Raw genomic sequence first — 20,913 nt, forward strand, 5'->3', positions numbered from 1 at the left:
CCTCCCGCGTGGCGAACACCTCCCCTCTGGCGCGACCGGCCGCTCCCGGCGGGCCGCGGTTCGCCGTGGTCGGCAACCCGGAGAACCGCCGGGTGTCCCTCTTCGCGGACGCGGTGCGCGCGGCCGGCCTGCCCGGCCCGCGCGTCGTCGCCTGGACCGACGTCCTGCGCGGGAGCGGAGCCGACTTCGCGCCGGACGAGATCGTGCGGATCGACTCCCCCGGTGAGAATCCCGAGGTCGACCGGCTCCTGCGGGGCGCCTGCGAACCCACTCGGGTCGAGGGCTCGGCCCGCTGGTACGCCCGGTTCACCGCCGCGCTGCGCACGCTGCGCGGCGGCATCCGCCTCGACGACCCCGGCGATCTCGCCGTGCTCTTCGACAAGCGTGCCTGCCACGCCGTGCTCGACGCGGCGGGCGTCCCGGTGCCCGCCTCGCCCACCTCGGGGCCCGGCGGCGCGCCGGTGCGCGGCTGGGACGACGTACGGACGCTGATGCGCGAGCACCGTATGCCGCGGCTGTTCGTCAAGCCGGCCCACGGATCGTCGGCGTCGGGAGTCCTGGCCGTCGAGTCGGGCGGCGGCGGCCGGATCAGGGCCACCACATCCGTCGAGCTCGCCGCGGACGGGAGCCTGCACAACTCCCTCCGGGTGCGCCGCTACGACAGCGAGCGGGACATCGCCGTCATCGTCGACGCGCTCGCGCCTGACGGCCTGCACCTCGAACGCTGGGTACCCAAGGCCTCCCAGCAGGGCAGGGCCGCCGATCTGCGCGTGGTCGTGGTGGCCGGCCGGGCCACGCACGCCGTGGTCCGCAGCAGCCGCACGCCGCTGACCAACCTGCATCTCGGGGGCAGCCGCGGCGACCTCGACTCCGCCCGTGAGGCCGTCGCCGCGGCGGGCGCCCGCTGGGGGGACGTGCTGGAGGTGTGCGAGCGCGCCGCGTCCTGCTTCCCGCGCACCCTGTGCGTCGGCGTGGACCTGCTGCCGGCCGTCGGCTGGCGCAGGGCCTTCGTCGGCGAGGTCAACGCCTTCGGCGACCTGCTGCCCCGTCTGACCGGCCTGCCCGGCAGCGGTGCGGAGGGCAAGGACACGTACGCCGCGCAGGTGGCGGCCGCCCTGCGCCGGGCCGCCCGGCCCGCTCCACCCGTACAGAACAGGAACACCCCATGCCTGAACCCGACATGAACGAGGTCGTGGGCCACCACGACATCCTTCTGGTCACCCTCGACACGCTGCGCCACGACGTGGCCGTCGAGCTGGCGGCCGCCGGGCGCATCCCGCATCTCGCCCGCCACCTCCCCGGCGGCCGCTGGGAGAAGCGCCACGCGCCGGGCAGCTTCACCTACGCGTCGCACCACGCGATCTTCGCGGGCTTCCTGCCCACCCCGGCCGAACCCGGCCCGCACCCGCGGCTGTTCGCGGCGAGCTTCGCCGGCAGCGAGACCACCGCGGACGGCACCTTCGTCTACGACACCCCGGAGTTCGTCTCCGGACTCGCCGAGGCCGGCTACCGCACCGTCTGCATCGGCGGCGTCGGCTTCTTCAACCAGCAGGGCCCGCTCGGCACCGTGCTGCCCGGCCTCTTCCAGGAGTCGCACTGGGAGCGGGAGTTCGGCGTCACCTCGCCGCACTCCTTCGAGAACCAGGTCGCCCGCGCCGAGCAGGTGGTGGCCGACCTCCCCGCGCAGCAGCGGCTGTTCCTCTTCGTGAACGTCTCCGCCCTGCACCAGCCCAACTGGTTCCACCTGCCCGGCGCGACCCGCGAGGCCGGTGACACCCGCGAGACGCACGCCGCCGCCCTGGAGTACGTCGACCGGCACATCGGCCGCCTCTTCTCCGCGATGAGCTCCCGGCGCCGCTGCTTCGCGATCGTCTGCTCCGACCACGGCACCGCCTACGGCGACGACGGCTACACCGGCCACCGCCTCGGCCACGAGTCCGTGTGGACCGTGCCGTACGCCCACTTCTTCCTCGACCCCGCCGAGGCCGTCCGATGACCACCGCACAGCTCACCAGCCCGTACCAGCACTACGTGTACGCCTACCCGCACAAGACGGCCTACCGCCGGCTGCCCGACCGGCCCGCGCTGCGGTCCCTGTGGGCGGCGGAGGACAAGAGCGCCCTCTCCCTCTATCTGCACATACCGTTCTGCGAGGTCCGCTGCGGCTTCTGCAACCTCTTCACCCGCATCGGCGCCCCCGAGGGCCTGACCGGCGCCTACCTCGACGCCCTGGAGCGGCAGGCCAACGCCGTGCGCGAGGCGCTCGGGCAGACGGCCCAAGTGCGGTTCGCCACCGCCGCGTTCGGCGGGGGCACCCCCACCTTCCTCACCGCATCCGAGCTGGAGCGCCTCTGCGACATCGCCGAGCTCCGCATGGGCGCCGACCTCCGCGCGATCCCGCTCTCCGTCGAGGCCTCGCCCGCCACGGCCACCGCAGACCGCCTCGCGGTGCTGGCCGAGCGCGGCACCACCCGGCTCAGCCTCGGCGTCCAGAGCTTCGTCGACAGCGAGGCCAGGGCCGCCGTACGCCCGCAGCGCCGCGCCGACGTCGAGGCCGCGCTCGCCCGGATCCGGGACGCGGCCGTCCCGGTCCTCAACATCGACCTGATCTACGGCATCGACGGCCAGACCGAGCAGACCTGGCTCCGCTCCCTCGACGCCGCCCTCGCCTGGCGGCCCGAGGAGCTCTACCTCTACCCGCTCTACGTCCGGCCGCTGACCGGCCTCGACCGCCACCGCACCGATCCGGGCGGCCCCGACCCGGCCTGGGACGCCCAGCGGCTGCGCCTGTACCGGGCGGGCCGCGACCACCTTCTCGCGCGGGGCTACATCCAGCAGTCGATGCGGATGTTCCGCCGGACCGACGCCCCGCGCCAGGATGCCGACGACTACGCCTGCCAGACGGACGGCATGATCGGCCTGGGCTGCGGCGCCCGCTCGTACACGGCCCAAGTGCACTACTCCTTCGACTACGCGGTGGGCATGCACGAGATCCGCGGGATCATCGACGACTACGTCGCCGCCGCCGACTTCGCGCACGCCGAGGTCGGCTACCGCATGGACACGCACGAGGCGCGCCGCCGCCATCTGCTCCAGTCGCTCCTCCAGGCCGAGGGGCTGCCGGCCGACGACTACCGTGCCCGCTTCGGCGCCGGTCCCTTCGACGACTTCGGCACGGAACTCCTGCGCCTCGCCGACCGCGGCTGGCTGGCCGACGCCGGCTCCGGCTCTGCGCACCTGCGGCTCACCCCGGAGGGACTCGCCCACTCCGACGCCATCGGCCCCGAGCTGTTCTCCCCCGCCGTCCGGGCCGCCATGGCCGCCTACGAGAGGAAGTGACCGGCCCGCCATGGATCTGACCGTCCTGTACCGCGGTCCGCTCGCCTCCTGCGACTACGACTGCCCCTACTGCCCGTTCGCCAAGCGGCGCGACTCGACCGCCCAACTCCGCGACGACCGCGCCGCCTTGGAGCGCTTCGCCCGGTGGGCCGCGAACAGCGAGGACCGGCTCTCACTGCTCTTCACGCCGTGGGGCGAGGGCCTGGTCCGCTCCTGGTACCGGCGCACCCTCGCGGAGCTGTCGCACCTGCCGCACATCCGCCGGGTCGCCATCCAGACCAACCTCAGCTGCCGCACCGACTGGCTCGCCGAGGCCGACCCCGGCACCCTCGCCCTGTGGTGCACGTACCACCCGGGCCAGACCCCCTACGACCGCTTCCTCGGCAAGTGCCGCGAACTCGCCGAGCGCGGCATCCGCTTCAGCGTCGGCGTGGTGGGCCTGCCCGAACACCTGGCGGCGGCCCGGCGGCTCCGCGCCGACCTGCCCGAACACGTCTACCTGTGGATCAACGCCGCCGAAGGGCACACCTACCAGGACGCCGAGGCCGGCGAGTGGAGCGCCCTCGACCCCCTCTTCCCGTACAGCCGCCACCCGCACGCGAGCGCCGGCCTGCCGTGCCGCACCGGCGAGTCCGTGATCTCGGTCGACGGCGACGGCACGGTCCGCCGCTGCCACTTCGTCCGCGCCGAACTCGGCAACCTCTACGACGGCTCGTACCGCGCCGCCCTGCGCCCGCGCCCGTGCCCGCTCGCGGTCTGCGACTGCCACATCGGCTACGTCCACCTGGAGACCCTGCCGCTGTACGACGTCTTCGCGGGCGGTGTCCTGGAGCGCATTCCGGCCCGGCCCGTCACGATCCTGGCAGGATGACGGCATGGAACGTGTGCTTGGAATCGGCGGATACTTCCTGCGGGCTGCCGACCCCGCGGCGCTGAGCGCGTGGTACCGCGACTGCCTCGGCCTGGACGCCGACGACAACGGCCTGTGGCACCAGGAGGCCGGGCCGACGGTGTTCGCCGCCTTCGAGTCCGAGACCGACTACTTCGGCTCCCCCACCCAGCAGACCATGCTCAACTTCCGCGTCCGCGACCTGGACGCGATGCTCGCGCAGCTGCGGGCCAAGGGGGCGGACGTGGCGGCGGAGACGCAGGAGATGGACGGCGTCGGGCGCTTCGGCTGGGTCACCGATCCGGAAGGCCACCGGATCGAGCTGTGGCAACCCGCCTGATCACACACAGGATGAGGAGGGGGGCCGCAGTGTGCGCTGCGCCCCCCCTCCTCACACCTGCGGTACGTCAGAGCGTGGCGGTCGTCGACTCCCCGGACGCGCTGCCCGTGAGCCACTGGTCCCAGCTCAGGTTGAACGACGCGTAGCCGTTGTCGGCCGGGGCCTTGGCCCGGGGCGAGCCGGTGATCGTGATGGGGTCGCCCTGCTTGACCTGGCCGTAGAACCACTTGGCGTCCGACATGGACAGGTGGACGCAGCCGTGCGAGCCGCGGGCGCTGCCGCTGCCCGGGTTCGGGTCACCGGTCGAGTAGTGCACGTACGTGCCGGACTGGGTGAGGTGGACGTCCCAGGGAAGCGTCAGGTCGTAGTAGTTCGGGCTGCCCTTGTCGCAGCTGATGCCGACGCTGCAGGAGGTCATGTGGACCTTCTTCTGCTTGTCGATGACGGCCATGGTGCCGTTCCACGTCGGGTACTCGGCACTGCCGGCGTTGATCGAAAGGGTGCGCACGGCCTGGCCGTTGCGGGTCACCTTCATGGTGTGGCCGGTCACCGAGACGTCCGCGCGGACGTCGTCGCCGACCTTGAAGGTGTGCGTGTAGGCGTGTACGCCGTAGCGGCCGTTGCCGTTGCTGACGTCCTTCATGTCGGCGTCGATCTTCACCGTCGTACCGGTGGGCCAGTACGTCTTCGGGCGCCAGTCGGCCCGCCGGTCACCGAACCAGTGCCAGGCGCCGGCCACCGGCTGCGAGGCGCTGACCTTCATGTGCTTCTCGACGTTGGCGCGGGCCTTGGCCGCGACCGGGTTGGTGAAGATGACCGATATCGGCATGGCCACGCCGACGGTGGTGCCCGTCTGCGGGGTGATCGTGTCCAGCAGCATCGGCGGGCCCTTGGGCTTCGTCGGAGACGGCGAGGCGCTCGCGCTCGGCTTCCCCGTCGGCTTTCCGTCGTCCCCGCTCGCCTTGTCACTGCCGCCACCGCAGGCACTCGTACCCACCAGCACCGCGACCGTGACCAGTGCGACCCCTATGCCGCCCTTGCGCCCTCGCACGCCTTGCCCCACTCTCTTGCTTGCTCTCCAGCTCGGATGAACCCTGCTTACCGTCAGAGTGCACCAACAGGGATGGCAGTTTCCCGAAGCGCGTAAAGCATGCGTCAAATATCAGACAGCGCCTCGGCGGGAGGGGTGATCGGTCACGCCTGCGCCTCCTCGGGTTTCCACCCCCACGCGGTGAGCATGCCGGCCGACAGCGCGGCGCAGTCGTCGGCATCCAGATAGCGGACCGCCTGGTCGACGGCGGCGTCGTCGACGAGGCCGGTGGCCACCATCGCCGCCCGGCTGCGCTCCCAGGTGTCCGCCCAGAAGCGGCTGATGGGGCTGCCCGGCAGCAGGGGCGGCACATGGATCTCGGCGCCGACGGCCGCCAGCCCCGCTCCGCGCAGCAGTTGGGGGTACGACAGTGCCGAGGTGGCGTCGGTTCCGATCGTGTCGCGCAACCCCTGCCACATCGCCCGCATCGCCGCGGTGTACGGCGTGGCGGGCGCACGGTCGCTCGTCAGGTCGACCGCGTCGCCGATCACCAGCACCCCGCCCGGCGCGACGAGTTCGGCCAGTGCGGAGACCAGTCGCTCACGCTCGGCCAGGTGCATCAGCACGAAGCGGGCGTGGACCAGCCGGAACGTCCCCCGGACGAAGTGCGGGGCGGTGACGTCGGCCTCCAGCACGTCGAGCCGGGGTGTACGCCGCTCGCTGAGGAAACGGACGTCCCGGTCCACGGCGAGCACGCTCGCGGCGCCGGCTTCGTCCAGCAGCCGGCGCGCGATGGTGCCGGTGCCGGCCCCGACCTCGAGACAGTTCCAGCCCGGCCCGACGCCCAGCGCCCGCAAGCGCGCCCAGGTGGTGTCGTCGTAGGCGAGGGCGCCGTAGTCGATGCGTTCGCCCTCGCCCGCCTGCCCGGGGCGGAAGACGGATTCGCCGTAGCGGCCGCCGCCCGGCGCGCTCCCGCGCGGGGCCGCGGTCATGACAGTCCCCTGGGTTCCATGGCCGGACCCGCTCAGGCGCTTCCGCTGCCGCCCGTACCGATGAGCCGGCCGACGAAGTCGATGGTGGCGCCGCCGAATTCGAAGAGGCCGGTGCCCATGGTTCCGACAACTGGGGCGGGGCCGCCCGGAGTCGGGGTGGCCTGCCGTACGACGGACGGGCCGGACGCGGCTGCGGAGGCCGGGCCGACCGCGGTCACGACAGCGGTGACGGCGACGGCGACGGCTGCCGCCGTCCGGGCCAGGGGCTTGAGGTCCATGGTCAACTCTCCTCCAAGAAGCACCGGAATGCAGGGCTCTGTGAGAATAGATGCCGATTTCGTCGCATTCCCGGCAACGCGCCCGCAGGACCGGACTCCGCTCAGGCACCGGCGCCGTCAGCAGCCGGCGGGTCGGGGAGATCGTCGAGGAAGTCCGCCGTGGGGACGTGGAAGAGGGAGCCCGTGAGCGCGGTCGAGAAGTCCAGGATCCGATCGTGGTCGGCGTCCTGCGTGCCCAGGAACATCCGCTCCAGCATCGCCTCGGTGACCGCGGGCGTGCGGGCGTAGCCGATGAAGTAGGTGCCGAACTCGCCCGTTCCGACGGCCCCGAAGGGCATGTTGTCGCGCAGGATCTGACGTTCCGTGCCGTCGGGCTCGGTGATGCTGGTGAGCGCGACGTGCGCGTCGGCCGGCTTGACCTTGTCGTCGAGCTCGATGTCGTTCAGCTTCGACCTGCCGACGGCGTGCTCCTGCGCCTCGACCGGGAGCGCGTTCCACGCCTCGAGGTCGTGGACGTACTTCTGCACGATGACGTAGCTGCCGCCGGCGAACTCCGGATCCTCGTCACCGATCAGCACGGCGGCGCTCGCGGCGGCGCCGGTGGGGTTCTCGGTGCCGTCGACGAAGCCGAGCAGATCGCGTTTGTCGAAGTACTGGAAGCCGTGCACCTCGTCGCGTACGGTCACCGCCTCGCCGAGCCGGGCCATGATCTCCGTGGCCAGCGCGAAGCACAGGTCCAGGCGTGTGGCGCGGATGTGGAAGAGCAGGTCGCCGGGTGTCGACACGGCGCGGTGCACCGGTCCGTTCAGCTCGCGGAAGGGGTGCAGTTCCGCGGGGCGCGGACCGCCGAACAGCCGGTCCCATGCCTGTGAGCCGATGCCGGTGACGCAGCTGAGCCTGCCTTCGGGCTCGGCACGGAAGCCCACGGCCCGCTGCAGGGAGCTCAGGTCGGACAGCACGTCCCGGGCGACCGCCTCCCCGCCCGGGTCGATGGTGGCGACGAGGAAGATCGACGCACTGGTGAGAGGGGACAGAACCGGCTGCGGCGTCGGTGCCGACTCGTCCTCGGCCATGTGTCCCGCCCTTCCCGATCATCGACTGCGCTCGATGGCGACTCTAGGATGCGCGGCTCGGCATCGCAGCCCGATCGGTGGCCTACGTCGGCGAGAGGCGTCCGGAGCGGACCTGCCGGCCGCGCATGACGGGGGATCAGAGCCCCGGAGGGGACAGCGGCGGCCCGAAGATCTTGTCGAGGACGGGCAGCACCGCCCGTAGCGCGGCACGGTCGTCGGGGGTCAACGCGGCCATCCGCTCGGCCAGCAGGTCGTTGCGCCTCGCCCGCACCTCCTCGACGATCCGCCGGCCCGCGGCCGTGATCTGCACGGTGCTCCCCTTGCGGGCGGGACCGGAGCGGCCGACCCACCCCGCCGCCTCCATGCGGTTGACGAGCTGGGTCATGGTCGGCGGCTGCACGCCCTCGGCCTGCGCCAGCCGGCCGACGCTCATCGCGCCCCCGCTGAGCAGGCTCAGCGCGGACCCCTGCGCGGTGGTCACGGGCAGGTCGGCCGCGTCACGGCGGACCGCCTGACCGATCCGCAGCAGCCGCTTGCGCGTCTCGTCCGTCAGCTCGTCCATCTCTCGGCCGTCCCCGTCGGTCGGTGTTTTATAGTTAGGCTACCTATAAAAACTGGGGATGGCATGGCGATACGCGAACACAGCGGCCGCAAGGTCGTGCTCCTGGCGATGTGCCTGGGGCTCATGCTGAGCATGTTCAACTCGACGATGGTCAACGTGGCCCTGCCGGACCTGGGCAGCTCGCTCCACGCCTCGGACACGTCGCTGCAGTGGGTCGCCACCATTTACACGCTGACGTACGCCGCCGCCCTCCTCCTCGGCGGAGCACTCGGGGACCGCTGGGGGCGGCGCACCGCGTTCCTTCTCGGCGTCCTCGTCTTCACCGCCGGCTCGCTGCTGTGCGCGGTCGCGCCGCTCATGGGCCTGCTGCTGGCCGCCCGCGCGGTGCAGGCGCTCGGAGCGGCGATCATGCTCCCGCAGACGCTGTCCATCCTGGTCCACGAGTTCACCGAGCCGCGCGAGCGCGCCCGCGCCGTGAGCGCCTGGGCCGGCGTCGCCAGCCTGGGCCTCGCGGCCGGTCCGGTGGCCGGCGGAGCGCTGCTCAGCATCACGACCTGGCGCGCCGCCTTCGCCCTCTCGGTGCTGCTCGGCGCGGTCACCCTCCTGCTCGGCCGCAGGTCGGTCCCGGTCGGGCGGCACGGGCGCCCCGACGGGCACCGGACGCTCGACGTGGCGGGCTCGGTGAGCGCCGCGGTCACCCTCGCCGCCCTGGTCTTCGCGCTCAGCGAGGGCGAGAAGGCGGGCTGGTCGTCCGTGCGCGTGCTCGGGACACTCGCCCTCTCCGTCATCGCCCTGACCGGCTTCATAGCCACGCAGCTGAGCAAGGGCCGCAGCGGCCGCAACCCCCTGATGCCGATGGGGGTGTGGCGAAGCCGCCCGTTCATCGCCGCCAACCTCGGCGGCTTCGCCTACTTCGCCGTCTTCTTCGGGGTGCTGTTCTTCTACAGCCTCGATCTCCAGGACGAGCGCGGCTACTCGGTCCTCGCGGCCGGCCTCGCCTTCCTGCCCATGACCCTCGTCATGGCCCTGGTCGCCCCCGTCACGGGCAGGCTGATGGCACGGTACGGCGCCGCTCCCGTGATGATCTCCGGCCTGCTGGTCACCGCCACCGGATCGCTGCTGCTGGCGGCCGCCTCCCGTGCCGCGCTCGCGGACGTCGAGTGGCGCCTCGGTCTCGTCGGCATCGGATGCGGGCTGCTCAGCTCCTCGATCAGCAACCTGGCCGTCTCCAGCGTGCCGGACCGGCTGAGCAACTCCGCCTCCGCCGTGCAGAACACCTTCCGGCAGATCGGCAGCACGCTCGGCGTGGCCGTCCTCGGGATCATCGTCCGCGGCAGCGGCTCGGGATTCACGGTCGGGTTGCAGGAAGGGATGGCGACCATCGGCGCCTTTCTCGCCCTGTGCGCGCTCGTCTCGCTCCTGCTCGTCCTCGGCTCGTCGAAGAGGCTGCGCACCCGCGGCGTCTGACAGCGGCCGCCTCGACACCGCGGCGTTTCGTCGCCCCGTCGGCCCCGTCGCCCGGGAAATCGCTCGGCGGCTCTGGACCGCAGATACTTGTTCATCTACTGTCTAGACATGCCTGGACAGGTACACAAACACTCTCGCATCGCCCGCGTCCTCGCCGACGAGATCCGCTCCGGGGTCCACGCCGACGGCAGCAGACTTCCCGGAGAGCACGCGCTCAGAGAGCGGTTCGGGGTCAGTCGCACCACCCTGCGGCAGGCCCTCCAGGTTCTCGGCGAGGAGGGCCTCATCGCGACCCACGCCGGAATCGGCTCGTTCGTCACCTTCGACGGGACGCCGCTCGACAACCGGCTCGGCTGGACCCGCGCGCTGGCCGAGCAGGGCACCGAACTGACCACCGAGATCCTCCGCTTCGAGGAGGTGACCGATCCGCAGCTGGCCGCCCGGCTCGAACTCGCCTCGGACGCCTTCGTCGCACTGGACCGCGTCAGGCGGCTGCCCGACGGACACGGCGTCTCCCTGGAGCACAGCAGGGTGCCCGCCGTCGGTGACCTCGCCGGGCTGCCCGCGCGCGGCCTGGACGCCGGTTCGCTGAGCCGGACGCTGGTCTCGGCCGGCCGTATCACCGACTCGGGCGAGGGTGTCGTGTCCGTGCGCGGGCTGGAGGAGACCGAGGCGGCCGTGCTGCATCGCGCACCCGGCGAGTCCTTCCTCCGCCTGGACCAGGTGTACCGGGCCGCCGACGGCTCGGTGGTGGAGCAGGTCACGAGCCTGCTCGACCCCGCACGCTTCGAACTGCACGTCCGCTCGGGCCGGGGAGGCCGCTCGTGAACGACCGGCTCGACCGCGCCCTCGGCGCCTTCTACGGCCTCGCCCTCGGTGACGCACTCGGCATGCCCACCCAGGTGATGTCCCGGCAGGACGTCGTCCGCGTCTACGGCACCCTCACCGGCTTCGAGCCGGCCCGGCCCGACAACCCGGTCAGCGCGGGCATGCCCGCCGGGTCCGTCACCGACGACACCGACCAGGCCGTGATCGTCGGACGGCTCATCGACGAGGGCCACGGCCGGATCGATCCGCTGCGCCTGGCCCACGAACTGCTCGACTGGGAGAAGGAGATGAAGGCCAAGGGCTCCTTCGATCTCCTCGGTCCGTCCACCAAGGCCGCACTGGACGCGGTGGCCCGCGGTGTCCCCCCGCAGGAGGCGGGAAGGAACGGCACGACGAACGGCGCGGCGATGCGCGCGACCCCGGTCGGGATCGCCTTCGCCGCCGACCCGCTCGACGCCTTCGTCGACCGCGTCGTGGAGTCCTGCCAGGTCACCCACGACACGACCATCGGCATCGCCGGCGCGGCAGCCGTCGCGGCGGCCGTGAGCGCGGGCGTCGACGGCGCGTCCCTCGACGAGGCCGTCATCACCGCCGTGGCCGCCGCCCGGGCCGGTGCGCGACGAGGGCACTGGATCGCCGGGGCCGACATCGCCTCCCGGATCGAGTGGGCGTACGAGCTGGTGCGGGGTCTGTCCGAGGCCGACGCCCTGGACCGTGTCGTCGCGCTCGTCGGCACCAGCGTGGCGAGCCAGGAGTCGGTGCCCGCCGCGTTCGCGGTGCTCGCGGTGGCCGGCGGCGATCCGTGGCGGGCCGCGCTGCTCGCCGCCAATCTCGGCGGCGACAGCGACACCATCGGCGCGATCGCCGGCGCCGTCGCCGGCTCGGTCCGCGGCCTGTCCGCACTGCCCGCCGAGGCCGTCCGGACGCTCCGCACCGTCAACTCCCTCGACCTGGAACCCCTGACGGAGCGACTGCTGACCTACCGCTGACCGCCGCCGCCCCTCGGCCGCCCGTCCCCGACTCCCGAACCGGCGGGCCCCGTCCCCAGCTCCCGGGCCCGCCGCCGTCGCCTCTGCCCTGCCCTCATCCCACTCCCCGCCCCGCACTCCCTCTCCGCCCCGCCATCCGCCTCTCCGCACCAAGCAAGGAGGTTCCGTCATGACCGTTTCGAAGACGAACGATCGCGTCGGTGCCATCGAGACCCGAGGGATCGAGCCGGTCCCCGACAGTGAACGCCACGGGCACGCGGGCCAGATGTTCTGGACCTGGTTCGCGGCCAACATCAGCATCCTCGGACTTCCGCTCGGTGCCACGCTCGTGGCGTTCCGCGGCCTCGACATCTGGCAGGCGGTGCTCGTCGCCGTCCTCGGCTCCTTCGGTTCCTTCGCCCTCGTGGGCGCCCTGAGCCTGGCGGGCAAGAAGGGCGGTGCCCCGGCCCTCACCCTGTCGCGCGCGGTCTTCGGCCAGCGCGGCAACGCGGGCCCGACCCTCGTCACCTGGCTCAGCCGGGTCGGCTGGGAGACCATCTCCACGACCACGGCGGCGTACGCGCTGCTGGCGCTGCTCGACACGGCGTTCGGCATCCGGCAGAACACGGTGCTGACCCTCGTCTGCCTGCTGGTCTTCATCGCCTGCACGCTGCTGATCAGCGGTCTCGGCCACGCCACGATCATGTGGATCAACAAGTGGGCCACCATCGCCTTCGGTGTGCTGAACCTCGTGGTGATGGGCTTCCTGATCTCCACCGTCGACTGGACCAAGGTCCTCGACGCGCCGGCCGGACCGGCCGGCGCGGTGGTCGCCGGAGTGGGCTTCATCGCCTCCGGCACGGGCATCGGCTGGGCCAACGCCGGTGCGGACTACGCCCGTTACCTGCCCCGCACGATCCCGGGCCGACGTCTCGTGGTGGCCTCGGCGTTCGGCGCGGGCATCCCGCTCGTGCTCCTGATCTCGCTCGGCTCGCTGCTCTCGGCCGGCGACCGGACGCTGGCCACGGCCTCCGACCCGGTCGCCGCGATCAACGCGATGCTCCCGTCCTGGATGGCCGTCCCCTATCTGATCGCGGCCTTCGGCGGACTGCTGATGTCCAACCATCTCTCGACGTACTCCGCCGGCCTCACGATGATCACGCTCGGCCTCAAGGTCCCGCGTGCCTACGCCGTCGCTCTCGACGTCGTCCTGATGTTCGCGGGCGGCATCTACTTCATGCTCGTCGCCGGCGACTTCTACGGCCCCTTCTCCACCTTCCTCACGCTGCTGGCCGTGCCCATCTCGGCCTGGATCGGGGTGATCGCCGTGGACTCGCTGCGCGGCCGCACCTACGACCCGCGGGCGCTGATGGACACCTCCCGCTCCAGCGCCTACTGGTACTCGGGCGGCCTGCATCTGCCCGCCGTGCTCGGCTGGGCCCTGGCCATCGTGGCCGGCCTGCTGTTCACCAAGGCATCGACGAGCGCGAGCGACGTCTGGTTCGCGGGCCCGCTCTGCGACACCTGGCTCGGCGTCGACGGCCTCGGCTGGGCCGTCGCGATGACCGTCGGTGCCGCGGTGTACGCACTGTTCGGGCGCCGCATCGCCCCCACCCCGAACGCCGACGGCGAGAACGCCTCCGCCCGCCTCCAGGGAGCCGAACGGTGACCGGCCGTGTCGTCCTCGCGGGGAACGTGATCGCCGACCTGGTGATCGAGGTGCCCGCCCTGCCCGAGCGCGGCGGCGACGTCATCGGCACCCGCACCGAGACGACGCCCGGCGGTGGCTTCAACATGCTGACGGCGGCCCGCCGTCTGGGCACGGAGGCCGTCTACGCCGGTCTGCACGGCACGGGGCCGTACGGCGATCTCGTCCGCGCGGCGCTGGCGGCCGAACGCGTCGCCACGCTGCTGCCCGCCCGCACCGACCGCGACACCGGATTCACCGTGGCGCTGGTCGACTCCGGCGGCGAGCGCACCTTCGTGACCAGCTTCGGCGCCGAGGCGACCCTCACCCCGGCCGACGCGGACGCCATCGCGGCACAGCTGCGACCGGAGGACCTCGTCCAGCTCTCCGGATACGGGCTGGTCCTGCCGGGCAACGGCCCGCTGCTGTCGAGGCTCGCCGCCGCGCTGCCCGCCGGCACCACCCTCTGCTTCGATCCGGGCCCTCTGGTCGCGGACATCCCGGAAAGCGTCCTCGCCCCCGTCCTGGCCCGTACCGACTGGCTCAGTGCCAACGCCCGCGAGGCCCGCATCATGACCGGGCACGAGGACCCTCGCACCGCGGCGGCCGCTCTCGGGGAGCGGCTGGCGCCGGGCGCCGGCGTGCTCGTACGGGCGGACAAGGACGGCTGCCGGCTGGCCGCTCCCGGCCAAACGCCCGTCCACGTACCGGGGTTCCCGGTCGCCGCCGTCGACAGCAACGGCGCCGGAGACGCGCATGTCGGTGCGTTCCTCGCCCTCCTCGGCCAGGGCCACGACCCCCTGACGGCCGCCCGCGCCGCCAACGCGGCCGCGGCGTACGCCGTGATGCGCCGCGGTCCGGCCACCGCTCCCGACCGGAGGGAACTGGCGGCGTTCCTGGCCGACGACCCGCTCGCGGCGAAACTCGCCGGATCCTGGCCCGGCTGACCCGGTCCGAGGGTCGGTCCGTGAGCGGCGAGGGACGAACGACACCCCGTGGCCGCCGTGAATTCAACCCGAAGGTGGACGCCGAGGCGGGCGCCGGGTTCTCCGTCCCGGTCTCCGAGGAGAACCTCCAGATGCTCGACGCCGACCTGGTCGTCATGGCACCCATCGGCATCAAGTCCCGAACGGACACCCGTGCCGGGTCACCCCCAGGAGACGTGACCCGGCACGACGTGGTGCATGGCAGTGCTCTAGCTTCCGGGGACCGTGTCCTCGAATGTCGTGCCTGCGGAGCGGTAGGCGTTGATCTTGGTGGTGACCTGGGCCGGGGTCAGGACCTGGTCCTTGACGTGGAGGACGTAGTCGATCTTCTCGTCGTAGGAGCGGGCCGTCGTGCTGGTCTGGCCCGCGAGGTCGATCAGCCACTGGTTGAAGTTGATCGACATGGGCCGCTCGGGCAGGTAGGCGGCGTCGTGGGTGCCGAAGAGCTGGCCGTCGATGTAGTACTTGATGGTGCTGTTGTCGATGGTCAGCAGCAGATCGTGCCAGCCGGCGTAGCTCTGCCGGGACTCCGTGTGCTGGTTGACCGCCTGCCACGGGTCCGGGTTGTAGGTCTCCCAGGACGTCGTGTAGAGGATGTTCGAGGGCTCGCCCCAGCCGCCGTTGGGCAGGTACTCGAAGTCGTACTCCGAGTAGTCGTCGGCCATCGGCGCCGTGAGGTCGTTGATGGTGAAGAACGTCTGGACGAGGTGGTCGCCGTCGGGTCCGGACACCGGCGCGTCGGAGAAGTTGACGCGCGCGGCGTAGGTGCCGTTCTTGAACTTCATGGCCTTGGTCACGACTTCGGTCTGCCTGGTGCTCTCCGCGGTGCCGGCGGTCGAAGTCCGCAGGTTCATCACGGAGTTGCCGCCCGTGCTCGCGAAGGTGACGTTCTCCGGCGACCAGATGGCACCGGGCACGCCGGGTCCGCCCGAGTTGGAGCGGACGTTCCAGCCGTTCGCCGAGATCTTCGGGTCGGCGGAGTTCGCGTAGTTGAAGTCGTCGAACAGGCTCTGCCCGCCGGCCGGGGGGTCGGTGGGCGGGTCGGTCGGCGGGTCCGTCGGGTCGTTGCCCTCGGGCGCCACACCCCAGACGGTGCTGCCCGCCACCTGGGCGGTCACCTTCGACCAGTCCGCGTACGACGTCTGGGCGGCCCCGAAGGAGTAGTCGTCGCTCTGCTTCAGCGGCTGCCAGTCGGAGCGGTAGAACCGCAGCTGCATGTCACCGGTGTCGGCCCCGGGCGCGAGTGAGCCCGCCCCCGAGGTGAATCCGATGTCCAGGTAACGGTCCGCGGTCGCGGTCGGGTTGGCCAGCGTGCCGAAGGTGCCGGTGATGTTGGCGCAGCCCTTCACCGCCCACGAGCAGGCGAAGCGGTAACTGGCGCCGCTGGAGTCGGACTTGAAGTAGTAGCGCACCTTCACGCTGGAGAGCTGCACGCTCGCGGCGCCGGTGTTCCTGACCTTGATCCAGGGCTCGGCCTGGTCCGCCGTCGCGCCGGTGGCGCTGGTGCGGTACTGGACGGTCACGGGTTCACCGGCCGCGCCGGCCGTGCCGGTCAGGGCGGCGAGTCCACCGGTGGCGGTGGCCATCGCCACGGCGGCGGCCGCTGCGACGCGCCATCTGCTCGGAGTGGTGTGGGGGTTCATCCTTTTCCTTCCGGAGGGGTCGGACGTTCGGGGGGTGGTGCTGCTCAGGGGTGGCGGCCGACCTTGAGGGCGTCGAGCCGCACGGTGTGCCCCCGCAGGCGGGCGGCGAAGTCGGTCCACGTGCTCGGACCGCTCCAGCTGCCGTCGGCCAGCGCGCACAGCCGGGGATAGGTGAGGTACTCGATGCGCTCGGAGGTGGCCGCGTACTCGGTCCACAACTGGGCCTGGGTACCGAGGACATGGGCGGCGGCCTCCGGGGCGGCGCCCTCGGGCACGGGGTCGTAGCCGTGCACGTCCCGCAGCGCCACGACGCCTCCCGGCTGGCCCGCCGGTTCGTCCGCCGCGGCACTCTGCGGGTAGTCGAAGTAGGTGGCACGGTGATACGAGTTGATCACCTCGTGGCCGCGGTCGGCGGCGGCCAGGGCATGCGCGGGGTCGCGCCACGCCATCACCGTGAATCCGTCCGGCAGTTCGGTGCCGGTCTCGGCCCAGCCGACGGGCCGCCGCCCGTTGCGGACCAGGAACGCGCCGACCTCGCCGAGGAACCATCGGTGCAGCTGCGCGGTGCTGCTCAGCCCGGTCTCCCGGAGCCGGGCCGCGGCGGCCGGATTCCCGGTCCATTCGGTGAGGGGGCACTCGTCCCCGCCGAGGTGGACGTACGGCGAGGGGAAGACGTCCATGACCTCTTCCAGCACGGTGCGGCAGAAGTCGAACACCTCGTCGTGCAGCCCGAGGATGGTGTCGCACACGCCCCACCTGGTCCAGACGTCGAGGACACGGCCGGGGTGGTTGCCCAGGTGCGGATAGGCGGCCAGGGCGGCTCGTGTGTGGCCGGGCATCTCGATCTCGGGCAGCACGGTGATGCCGCGTGCGGCCGCGTGACTCACCAGCCGGGCAAGGTCGGTTCGCGTGTAGGCACCGCCGTGCGGCACCCCGTCGTAGCGGTCGCCGGTCGGGCCGATCAGCGACTGCGCGCGATGGCCGCCGATCTCGGTGAGCTTGGGGAGGGCGGCGACGGGCATGCGCCAGCCCTGGTCGTCCGTCAGGTGGAGGTGGAAGACATTGATCTTGTGCAGGGCGAGGAGGTCGACGTAGCGCAGCAGGTACCGCAGGGGCTGGAAGTGGCGGGCCACGTCGAGCATGGCTCCGCGCCAGGGCCGCTGGGGGACGTCCGTGATCTCGGCGCAGGGCAGTGACCAGGTCACACCGTGCTGCGGTGTGCTCGACAGGGCTTCCGGCGGGAGGAGTTGGCGGATGGTCTGCACGCCGCGCAGCAACCCGGTGACCTCCCGGGCGCGGAGCAGGACGGAGTCACGGCCGATGGTGAGTCCGTATCCCTCACCGCCCAGTCCGGTCAGGGCGGAGTCGACGGCGAGGACGAAGGCTCCGTCGGCGGCGGGCTTGAGCGGCAGCCCGGTGGCGGACGCCAGGGAGGTGCGCAGCAGGTCGGCCGCCGGTGCGGCGCCCTCGCCGACCCGTAGGCAGGTCTCGGGGCCGAGCGTGAAGTGGCCTGTTTTGAAGCGGGACTTGGTGGGCCTGGGCACAAGAGTGGTGTGCGGCGGGGAGGTGGTCACAGCTGTCTCCGAAGGTCGCGTGCGTGAGCGGGCGCGGGAGGGTCAGCCCTTGACGGCTCCGGCGGCGAAGCCGGAGGTCACATGGCGCTGGAGGAGCAGGAACACGACGAGCGCGGGAAGCGCGAAGAGGGTGGAGGCGGCCATGGTGGCGCCCCAGTCCGTGCCGAAGACGTTCTGGAAGGAGGACAGCCAGACCGGCAGCGTGCGGCTGTCCTGGTGCTTGATGATCAGGAAGTTGGCGTAGGCGAACTCGTTCCAGGCGGTGACGTAGCCGAACAGGGAGGTGGCCATCAGGCCCGGGGCGAGCAGCGGGAAGGTGATGTGGCGGAAGGCCCGCATCCGTGTGCAGCCGTCGACCTGTGCCGCCTCCTCCAGCTCCTGCGGAATGGCGGCGATGAACCCGCGCAACACCACGATGGTGAAGGGCAGGGTCATCATGAAGTAGACCAGTGTCAGGGTGGGCAGGCGGTCGAGCATCCCGGTGTCGCGGGAGATGATGTACACGGGGATGATCAGCGCCTCCCAGGGCGCCATCTGTGCGACGAAGACCAGCAGCATGAACTGGCGCCTGCCGTCCCAGCGCATCCGGGCCACGGCGAAGGACGCGCCGAGGGCGACAACCAGGGCCAGCAGGACGGCACTTGCGGTCACGAGGATGCTGTTGCGCCAGAAGAGCGCGAATCCGTCGGCGTCGACAGCGGTCCGGAAGTGGTCCAACGTCCAGGTGCGCGGCAGGAATTGGGGAGTGTCGGACTGGATGTCCCGGTTGGGTTCGAACGCGGTCGTGATCATCCAGTAGACGGGGAACAGGCAGAGCGCGATCGTCACGGTGGCGGCCGCGTGCAGGGGGAGGCGGCGCAGACGGGGTCGTGGCGTGGTCACAGGGCTTCGCCCTCCTGGCGGAACATCTGGCGGAAGTAGAGGACGAGGACGCCGGCCATCAACAGGACGGAGACCATCGAGGCCGCGGATCCGAGGTCGTAGCGCTGGCTGGAGAGGGCGGTCTGGACGGCGTAGACGGGCAGGATGGTGGTGGCGTCCCCCGGCCCGCCGTTGGTCATCACCCAGATCTGCACGAACGCCTTGAAGGTCCAGATGACCTCCAGCGAGAGGACCAGCATGAAGATCGGCCGGATCATGGGAAAGGTGATGGCGCGGAAGATGCGGCCCGCCGAGGCGCCGTCGATGCGCGCCGACTCGCACAGCTCCGCCGGGACCGTGGTCAGGGCCGAGTAGAGGGTGATGGCCGCGAAGGGCACCGACTGCCAGACGATCAGCAGGACCAGGATCGTGAACGCGGCCGGACCGTGCGCGAACCAGGGGTAGCGGTCGAACGAGGTGAAACCCAGCTGTTTCAGCGACCAGTTGACGATGCCGAACTCCGAGTGGAACAGCCACTGGAACACGGTGGTGGCGGCGATGACGGGCATGGCCCAGGCCAGGACGAGTGCGCCGAGCAGGACCGATCGCCACACTCGGCCGAGCCGTTCGACGAGCAGGGCGACCAGGGTGGCGAGCAGCATGATGAGGACGACGTTGACCGCCATGAACAGGAAGGTGCGGCGCACCACCTGCCAGAACCGCTCGTCGCTCAGCAGCGTCTCGTAGTTGCGCGGGCCCACGAACTTGGCGTGTCCCAGGATGAGTTGACGCAGCTGGAAGTCCTGCAGCGATATCAGGACGGCCCGGGCCAGGGGGTAGGCGAGCAGGTACAGCATGCCCAGGACGGTGGGCGCGGCCAGCAGGTAGGGCCATGCTCCCGCGCCGCGCCGGCGGCGCGCGTTCGGGTGCGCAGGCCGGGCGGGACGCGGCGAGGGCCGTCGGAGCCCGGATCGGGTGGACGCCGGCGTGTGTTCCCGGGTGACCGACACGGCTTCCTCTCCTCTCGGTGTGCGGAGGGCGGCCGGCGCCACGGAGGTGTGGCGCCGGCCGTCGCGGCTCAGGAGCTGCCCTTCATGGCGGTGGTGATCGCCGACGACGCCTTGGCGGCCTCTTTCTGCGGGTCGGCGCCCGTGAGCACCGCGGTCATGTAGTCCTTGATGGGGTTCTTCGCCTCGACGGCGGCCCAGCCGGGGGTGTTGGGGGTCGCCCGGCCGACCGCCGCGCCCGCGGCCATGGCGGAGGCCCCGGGGTCGTCGGCGACCGCGCCGGCCAGGGTCGTCCTGTTCGGTACGTAGCTCATGGCGGCGGCGAGCTTGCGCTGCCAGGTGTCGCCGGTGAGGTCCTTGACGAACGTGAACGCGGCGTCCTGCTTGCCGGACGCGGCCGGGATGACGAGGTCCGAACCGCCGATGAACACCGAACCGGGATGCGCGGCGGTCTTGCCCGGGATCGGGAAGAAGCCGAGCCTGCCCTTGAGTTGGGGGTTGTTCTGGGTGACGACGTTGGCTCCTCCGGGTGAGGAGATGATCTGTGCCACCTGCCCCTTGGCCATCACCTCGGCCTGCGGCGGCTGCGCCTCGTCGGAGTCCTTGGGACCCTTTCCGAGGGCCTGGAGCTTCTTGTAGAAGTCCATGCCGCGCAGGGCCTGCGGGGTGTCGAGCGCGCCCTTCCAGGTACCGCCGGACCTGGTGGCGAGGTCACCGCCCTCGTCCCAGATGAACCCGGCCAGCGCGTACCACATCTGGCCCGGCAGGTAGATGCCTTGCGTACCCGAGGAGTTGAGCTTCTTCGTGGCCGCGATCCACTGGTCGCGGGTCTTGATGGCGGCGGCGTCGATGCCGGCCTTCTTGAACAGGTCGGTGCGGTAGATGACGACGCGGTTGGCCGCGTAGTAGGGGATGCCGTACTGCTTGCCGTCGTAGGCGCCGGGCTCGGCGAGGCCCTTGAGCCAGGTGCTGCCGCCGAGTTCGCCGACCTTGCCGCTGAGGTCGAGCAGGCCGCCACTCTGGGCGAACTGGGCGACCTGGGTGTTGCCCGTCTCGATGACGTCCGGGGCGTCGTTGCTGGCCAGCGCGGCGGTCACCTTCTCGCCGATGCCGTCCCACTCCTGGACCTGCACCTTCACCTTGATCTGCGGATGGGCCGCCTCGAAACCCTTGACGAACTCCTTCTGGAACTGCGCGGAGACGCTGTCGCGCATCAGCCATACGTCGATCGTCGTCGTGCCGCCGGCGGAGTCGCCGGACGATCCCGAGCTGTCGCTGCAGCCGCTGAGGCTTCCAGCGATCACCAGCGCGGACACACCTGCAAGCATGCGGAGCTTCACAGTTCACCCCTGAGAGGAGAGCACCAAAAGAACTGACCAGTGAGACAAC

20 protein-coding genes are annotated in these 20,913 nt (G+C 71.5%); 10 read left to right on the forward strand and 10 right to left on the reverse strand.

Annotated features, from left to right (window positions below; genetic code table 11):
- The first annotated feature begins 8 nt into the window (after window positions 1-8).
- The 5 genes from ACFU97_RS21390 to ACFU97_RS21410 are packed head-to-tail and all read left to right on the forward strand — an operon-like array spanning window position 9 to window position 4,568.
- Window positions 9-1,184 (forward strand): STM4014 family protein, encoded by a 1,176-nt coding sequence (locus ACFU97_RS21390; RefSeq protein ID WP_384258721.1) that lies wholly within the window; start codon window positions 9-11, stop codon window positions 1,182-1,184.
- Window positions 1,181-1,996 (forward strand): STM4013/SEN3800 family hydrolase, encoded by an 816-nt coding sequence (locus ACFU97_RS21395; RefSeq protein WP_384258938.1) that lies wholly within the window; start codon window positions 1,181-1,183, stop codon window positions 1,994-1,996. The genes ACFU97_RS21390 and ACFU97_RS21395 overlap by 4 nt, the downstream gene beginning before the upstream one ends.
- A complete protein-coding gene (locus ACFU97_RS21400) occupies window positions 1,993-3,339 on the forward strand; it encodes an STM4012 family radical SAM protein (RefSeq protein ID WP_384258723.1) in 1,347 nt (448 codons plus the stop codon). Before ACFU97_RS21395 ends, ACFU97_RS21400 begins: the two co-directional genes overlap by 4 nt.
- 10 nt (window positions 3,340-3,349) lie before the next feature.
- Complete coding sequence (locus ACFU97_RS21405) at window positions 3,350-4,210, forward strand: STM4011 family radical SAM protein (protein WP_384258725.1); 861 nt, start codon at window positions 3,350-3,352, stop codon at window positions 4,208-4,210.
- A 4-nt stretch (window positions 4,211-4,214) separates the two neighbouring features.
- Window positions 4,215-4,568: a VOC family protein gene (locus ACFU97_RS21410; protein WP_384258728.1), complete on the forward strand. Its 354-nt coding sequence runs from the start codon at window positions 4,215-4,217 to the stop codon at window positions 4,566-4,568.
- A gap of 67 nt (window positions 4,569-4,635) precedes the next feature.
- On the opposite strand, the gene ACFU97_RS21415 is transcribed toward ACFU97_RS21410, so the two are convergent.
- From ACFU97_RS21415 to ACFU97_RS21435, 5 genes are all read right to left on the reverse strand, one after another.
- Window positions 4,636-5,619 carry an Ig-like domain-containing protein gene (locus tag ACFU97_RS21415; protein WP_384258730.1) on the reverse strand — a complete coding sequence of 328 codons (984 nt, stop codon included), beginning with the start codon at window positions 5,617-5,619 and terminating at the stop codon, window positions 4,636-4,638.
- Window positions 5,620-5,762: 143 nt separating this feature from the next.
- Window positions 5,763-6,590 (reverse strand): class I SAM-dependent methyltransferase, encoded by an 828-nt coding sequence (locus tag ACFU97_RS21420; RefSeq protein WP_384258732.1) that lies wholly within the window; start codon window positions 6,588-6,590, stop codon window positions 5,763-5,765.
- A 32-nt stretch (window positions 6,591-6,622) separates the two neighbouring features.
- On the reverse strand, window positions 6,623-6,868 hold the full coding sequence (locus ACFU97_RS21425) for a hypothetical protein (RefSeq protein ID WP_384258735.1): 246 nt from the start codon (window positions 6,866-6,868) through the stop codon (window positions 6,623-6,625).
- A 101-nt stretch (window positions 6,869-6,969) separates the two neighbouring features.
- The gene (locus ACFU97_RS21430) at window positions 6,970-7,941 is read right to left on the reverse strand and encodes a Dyp-type peroxidase (protein ID WP_384258737.1); all 972 of its coding nucleotides are present in this window, start codon (window positions 7,939-7,941) and stop codon (window positions 6,970-6,972) included.
- 136 nt (window positions 7,942-8,077) lie between these two features.
- Window positions 8,078-8,503, reverse strand: a complete 426-nt coding sequence (locus ACFU97_RS21435; RefSeq protein ID WP_384258740.1) for a MarR family winged helix-turn-helix transcriptional regulator — start codon at window positions 8,501-8,503, stop codon at window positions 8,078-8,080.
- A gap of 63 nt (window positions 8,504-8,566) precedes the next feature.
- On the opposite strand from ACFU97_RS21435, the gene ACFU97_RS21440 reads away from it, so the two are divergent.
- The 5 genes from ACFU97_RS21440 to ACFU97_RS21460 all read left to right on the forward strand — a co-directional run bounded on the left by ACFU97_RS21440 (window position 8,567) and on the right by ACFU97_RS21460 (window position 14,400).
- A complete protein-coding gene (locus ACFU97_RS21440; RefSeq protein WP_384258742.1) occupies window positions 8,567-9,970 on the forward strand; it encodes an MFS transporter in 1,404 nt (467 codons plus the stop codon).
- A gap of 108 nt (window positions 9,971-10,078) precedes the next feature.
- On the forward strand, window positions 10,079-10,798 hold the full coding sequence (locus tag ACFU97_RS21445; protein WP_384258744.1) for a GntR family transcriptional regulator: 720 nt from the start codon (window positions 10,079-10,081) through the stop codon (window positions 10,796-10,798).
- Window positions 10,795-11,787 (forward strand): ADP-ribosylglycohydrolase family protein, encoded by a 993-nt coding sequence (locus tag ACFU97_RS21450; RefSeq protein WP_384258746.1) that lies wholly within the window; start codon window positions 10,795-10,797, stop codon window positions 11,785-11,787. Before ACFU97_RS21445 ends, ACFU97_RS21450 begins: the two co-directional genes overlap by 4 nt.
- Window positions 11,788-11,956: 169 nt before the next feature.
- Window positions 11,957-13,435: a purine-cytosine permease family protein gene (locus ACFU97_RS21455; protein WP_384258748.1), complete on the forward strand. Its 1,479-nt coding sequence runs from the start codon at window positions 11,957-11,959 to the stop codon at window positions 13,433-13,435.
- Entirely contained in the window at window positions 13,432-14,400 is a 969-nt protein-coding gene (locus ACFU97_RS21460; RefSeq protein ID WP_384258750.1) for a PfkB family carbohydrate kinase, read from the forward strand. The genes ACFU97_RS21455 and ACFU97_RS21460 overlap by 4 nt, the downstream gene beginning before the upstream one ends.
- A 248-nt stretch (window positions 14,401-14,648) precedes the next feature.
- Here ACFU97_RS21460 and ACFU97_RS21465 read toward each other — a convergent pair whose 3' ends face one another.
- The 5 genes from ACFU97_RS21465 to ACFU97_RS21485 all read right to left on the reverse strand — a co-directional run bounded on the left by ACFU97_RS21465 (window position 14,649) and on the right by ACFU97_RS21485 (window position 20,864).
- Window positions 14,649-16,082: a cellulose binding domain-containing protein gene (locus ACFU97_RS21465; RefSeq protein ID WP_384258752.1), complete on the reverse strand. Its 1,434-nt coding sequence runs from the start codon at window positions 16,080-16,082 to the stop codon at window positions 14,649-14,651.
- Between the two features lie 44 nt (window positions 16,083-16,126).
- Window positions 16,127-17,656, reverse strand: coding sequence for a beta-N-acetylhexosaminidase (locus ACFU97_RS21470; RefSeq protein WP_384258755.1), 1,530 nt, complete (start codon window positions 17,654-17,656; stop codon window positions 16,127-16,129).
- 42 nt (window positions 17,657-17,698) lie between these two features.
- Complete coding sequence (locus ACFU97_RS21475; RefSeq protein WP_384258757.1) at window positions 17,699-18,538, reverse strand: carbohydrate ABC transporter permease; 840 nt, start codon at window positions 18,536-18,538, stop codon at window positions 17,699-17,701.
- The gene (locus tag ACFU97_RS21480) at window positions 18,535-19,527 is read right to left on the reverse strand and encodes a carbohydrate ABC transporter permease (RefSeq protein ID WP_384258760.1); all 993 of its coding nucleotides are present in this window, start codon (window positions 19,525-19,527) and stop codon (window positions 18,535-18,537) included. The genes ACFU97_RS21475 and ACFU97_RS21480 overlap by 4 nt, the downstream gene beginning before the upstream one ends.
- A 68-nt stretch (window positions 19,528-19,595) precedes the next feature.
- On the reverse strand, window positions 19,596-20,864 hold the full coding sequence (locus ACFU97_RS21485) for an extracellular solute-binding protein (protein ID WP_384258762.1): 1,269 nt from the start codon (window positions 20,862-20,864) through the stop codon (window positions 19,596-19,598).
- Between the last annotated feature and the right edge of the window lie 49 nt (window positions 20,865-20,913).

Origin of the sequence: Streptomyces sp. NPDC057616, assembly GCF_042800575.1 — a bacterium.
GTDB lineage: Bacteria > Actinomycetota > Actinomycetes > Streptomycetales > Streptomycetaceae > Streptomyces.

What these genes read in the sequence shown, in the direction of transcription:
- ACFU97_RS21395 (WP_384258938.1), top strand. Translation starts at nt 1,181, where the DNA reads ATGAACGAGGTCGTGGGCCACCACGACATCCTTCTGGTCACCCTCGAC.
- ACFU97_RS21400 (WP_384258723.1), top strand. Translation starts at nt 1,993, where the DNA reads ATGACCACCGCACAGCTCACCAGCCCGTACCAGCACTACGTGTACGCC.
- ACFU97_RS21405 (WP_384258725.1), top strand. Translation starts at nt 3,350, where the DNA reads ATGGATCTGACCGTCCTGTACCGCGGTCCGCTCGCCTCCTGCGACTAC.
- ACFU97_RS21410 (WP_384258728.1), top strand. Translation starts at nt 4,215, where the DNA reads ATGGAACGTGTGCTTGGAATCGGCGGATACTTCCTGCGGGCTGCCGAC.
- ACFU97_RS21420 (WP_384258732.1), bottom strand. Translation starts at nt 6,590, where the DNA reads ATGACCGCGGCCCCGCGCGGGAGCGCGCCGGGCGGCGGCCGCTACGGC.
- ACFU97_RS21425 (WP_384258735.1), bottom strand. Translation starts at nt 6,868, where the DNA reads ATGGACCTCAAGCCCCTGGCCCGGACGGCGGCAGCCGTCGCCGTCGCC.
- ACFU97_RS21430 (WP_384258737.1), bottom strand. Translation starts at nt 7,941, where the DNA reads ATGGCCGAGGACGAGTCGGCACCGACGCCGCAGCCGGTTCTGTCCCCT.
- ACFU97_RS21435 (WP_384258740.1), bottom strand. Translation starts at nt 8,503, where the DNA reads ATGGACGAGCTGACGGACGAGACGCGCAAGCGGCTGCTGCGGATCGGT.
- ACFU97_RS21440 (WP_384258742.1), top strand. Translation starts at nt 8,567, where the DNA reads ATGGCGATACGCGAACACAGCGGCCGCAAGGTCGTGCTCCTGGCGATG.
- ACFU97_RS21445 (WP_384258744.1), top strand. Translation starts at nt 10,079, where the DNA reads ATGCCTGGACAGGTACACAAACACTCTCGCATCGCCCGCGTCCTCGCC.
- ACFU97_RS21455 (WP_384258748.1), top strand. Translation starts at nt 11,957, where the DNA reads ATGACCGTTTCGAAGACGAACGATCGCGTCGGTGCCATCGAGACCCGA.
- ACFU97_RS21465 (WP_384258752.1), bottom strand. Translation starts at nt 16,082, where the DNA reads ATGAACCCCCACACCACTCCGAGCAGATGGCGCGTCGCAGCGGCCGCC.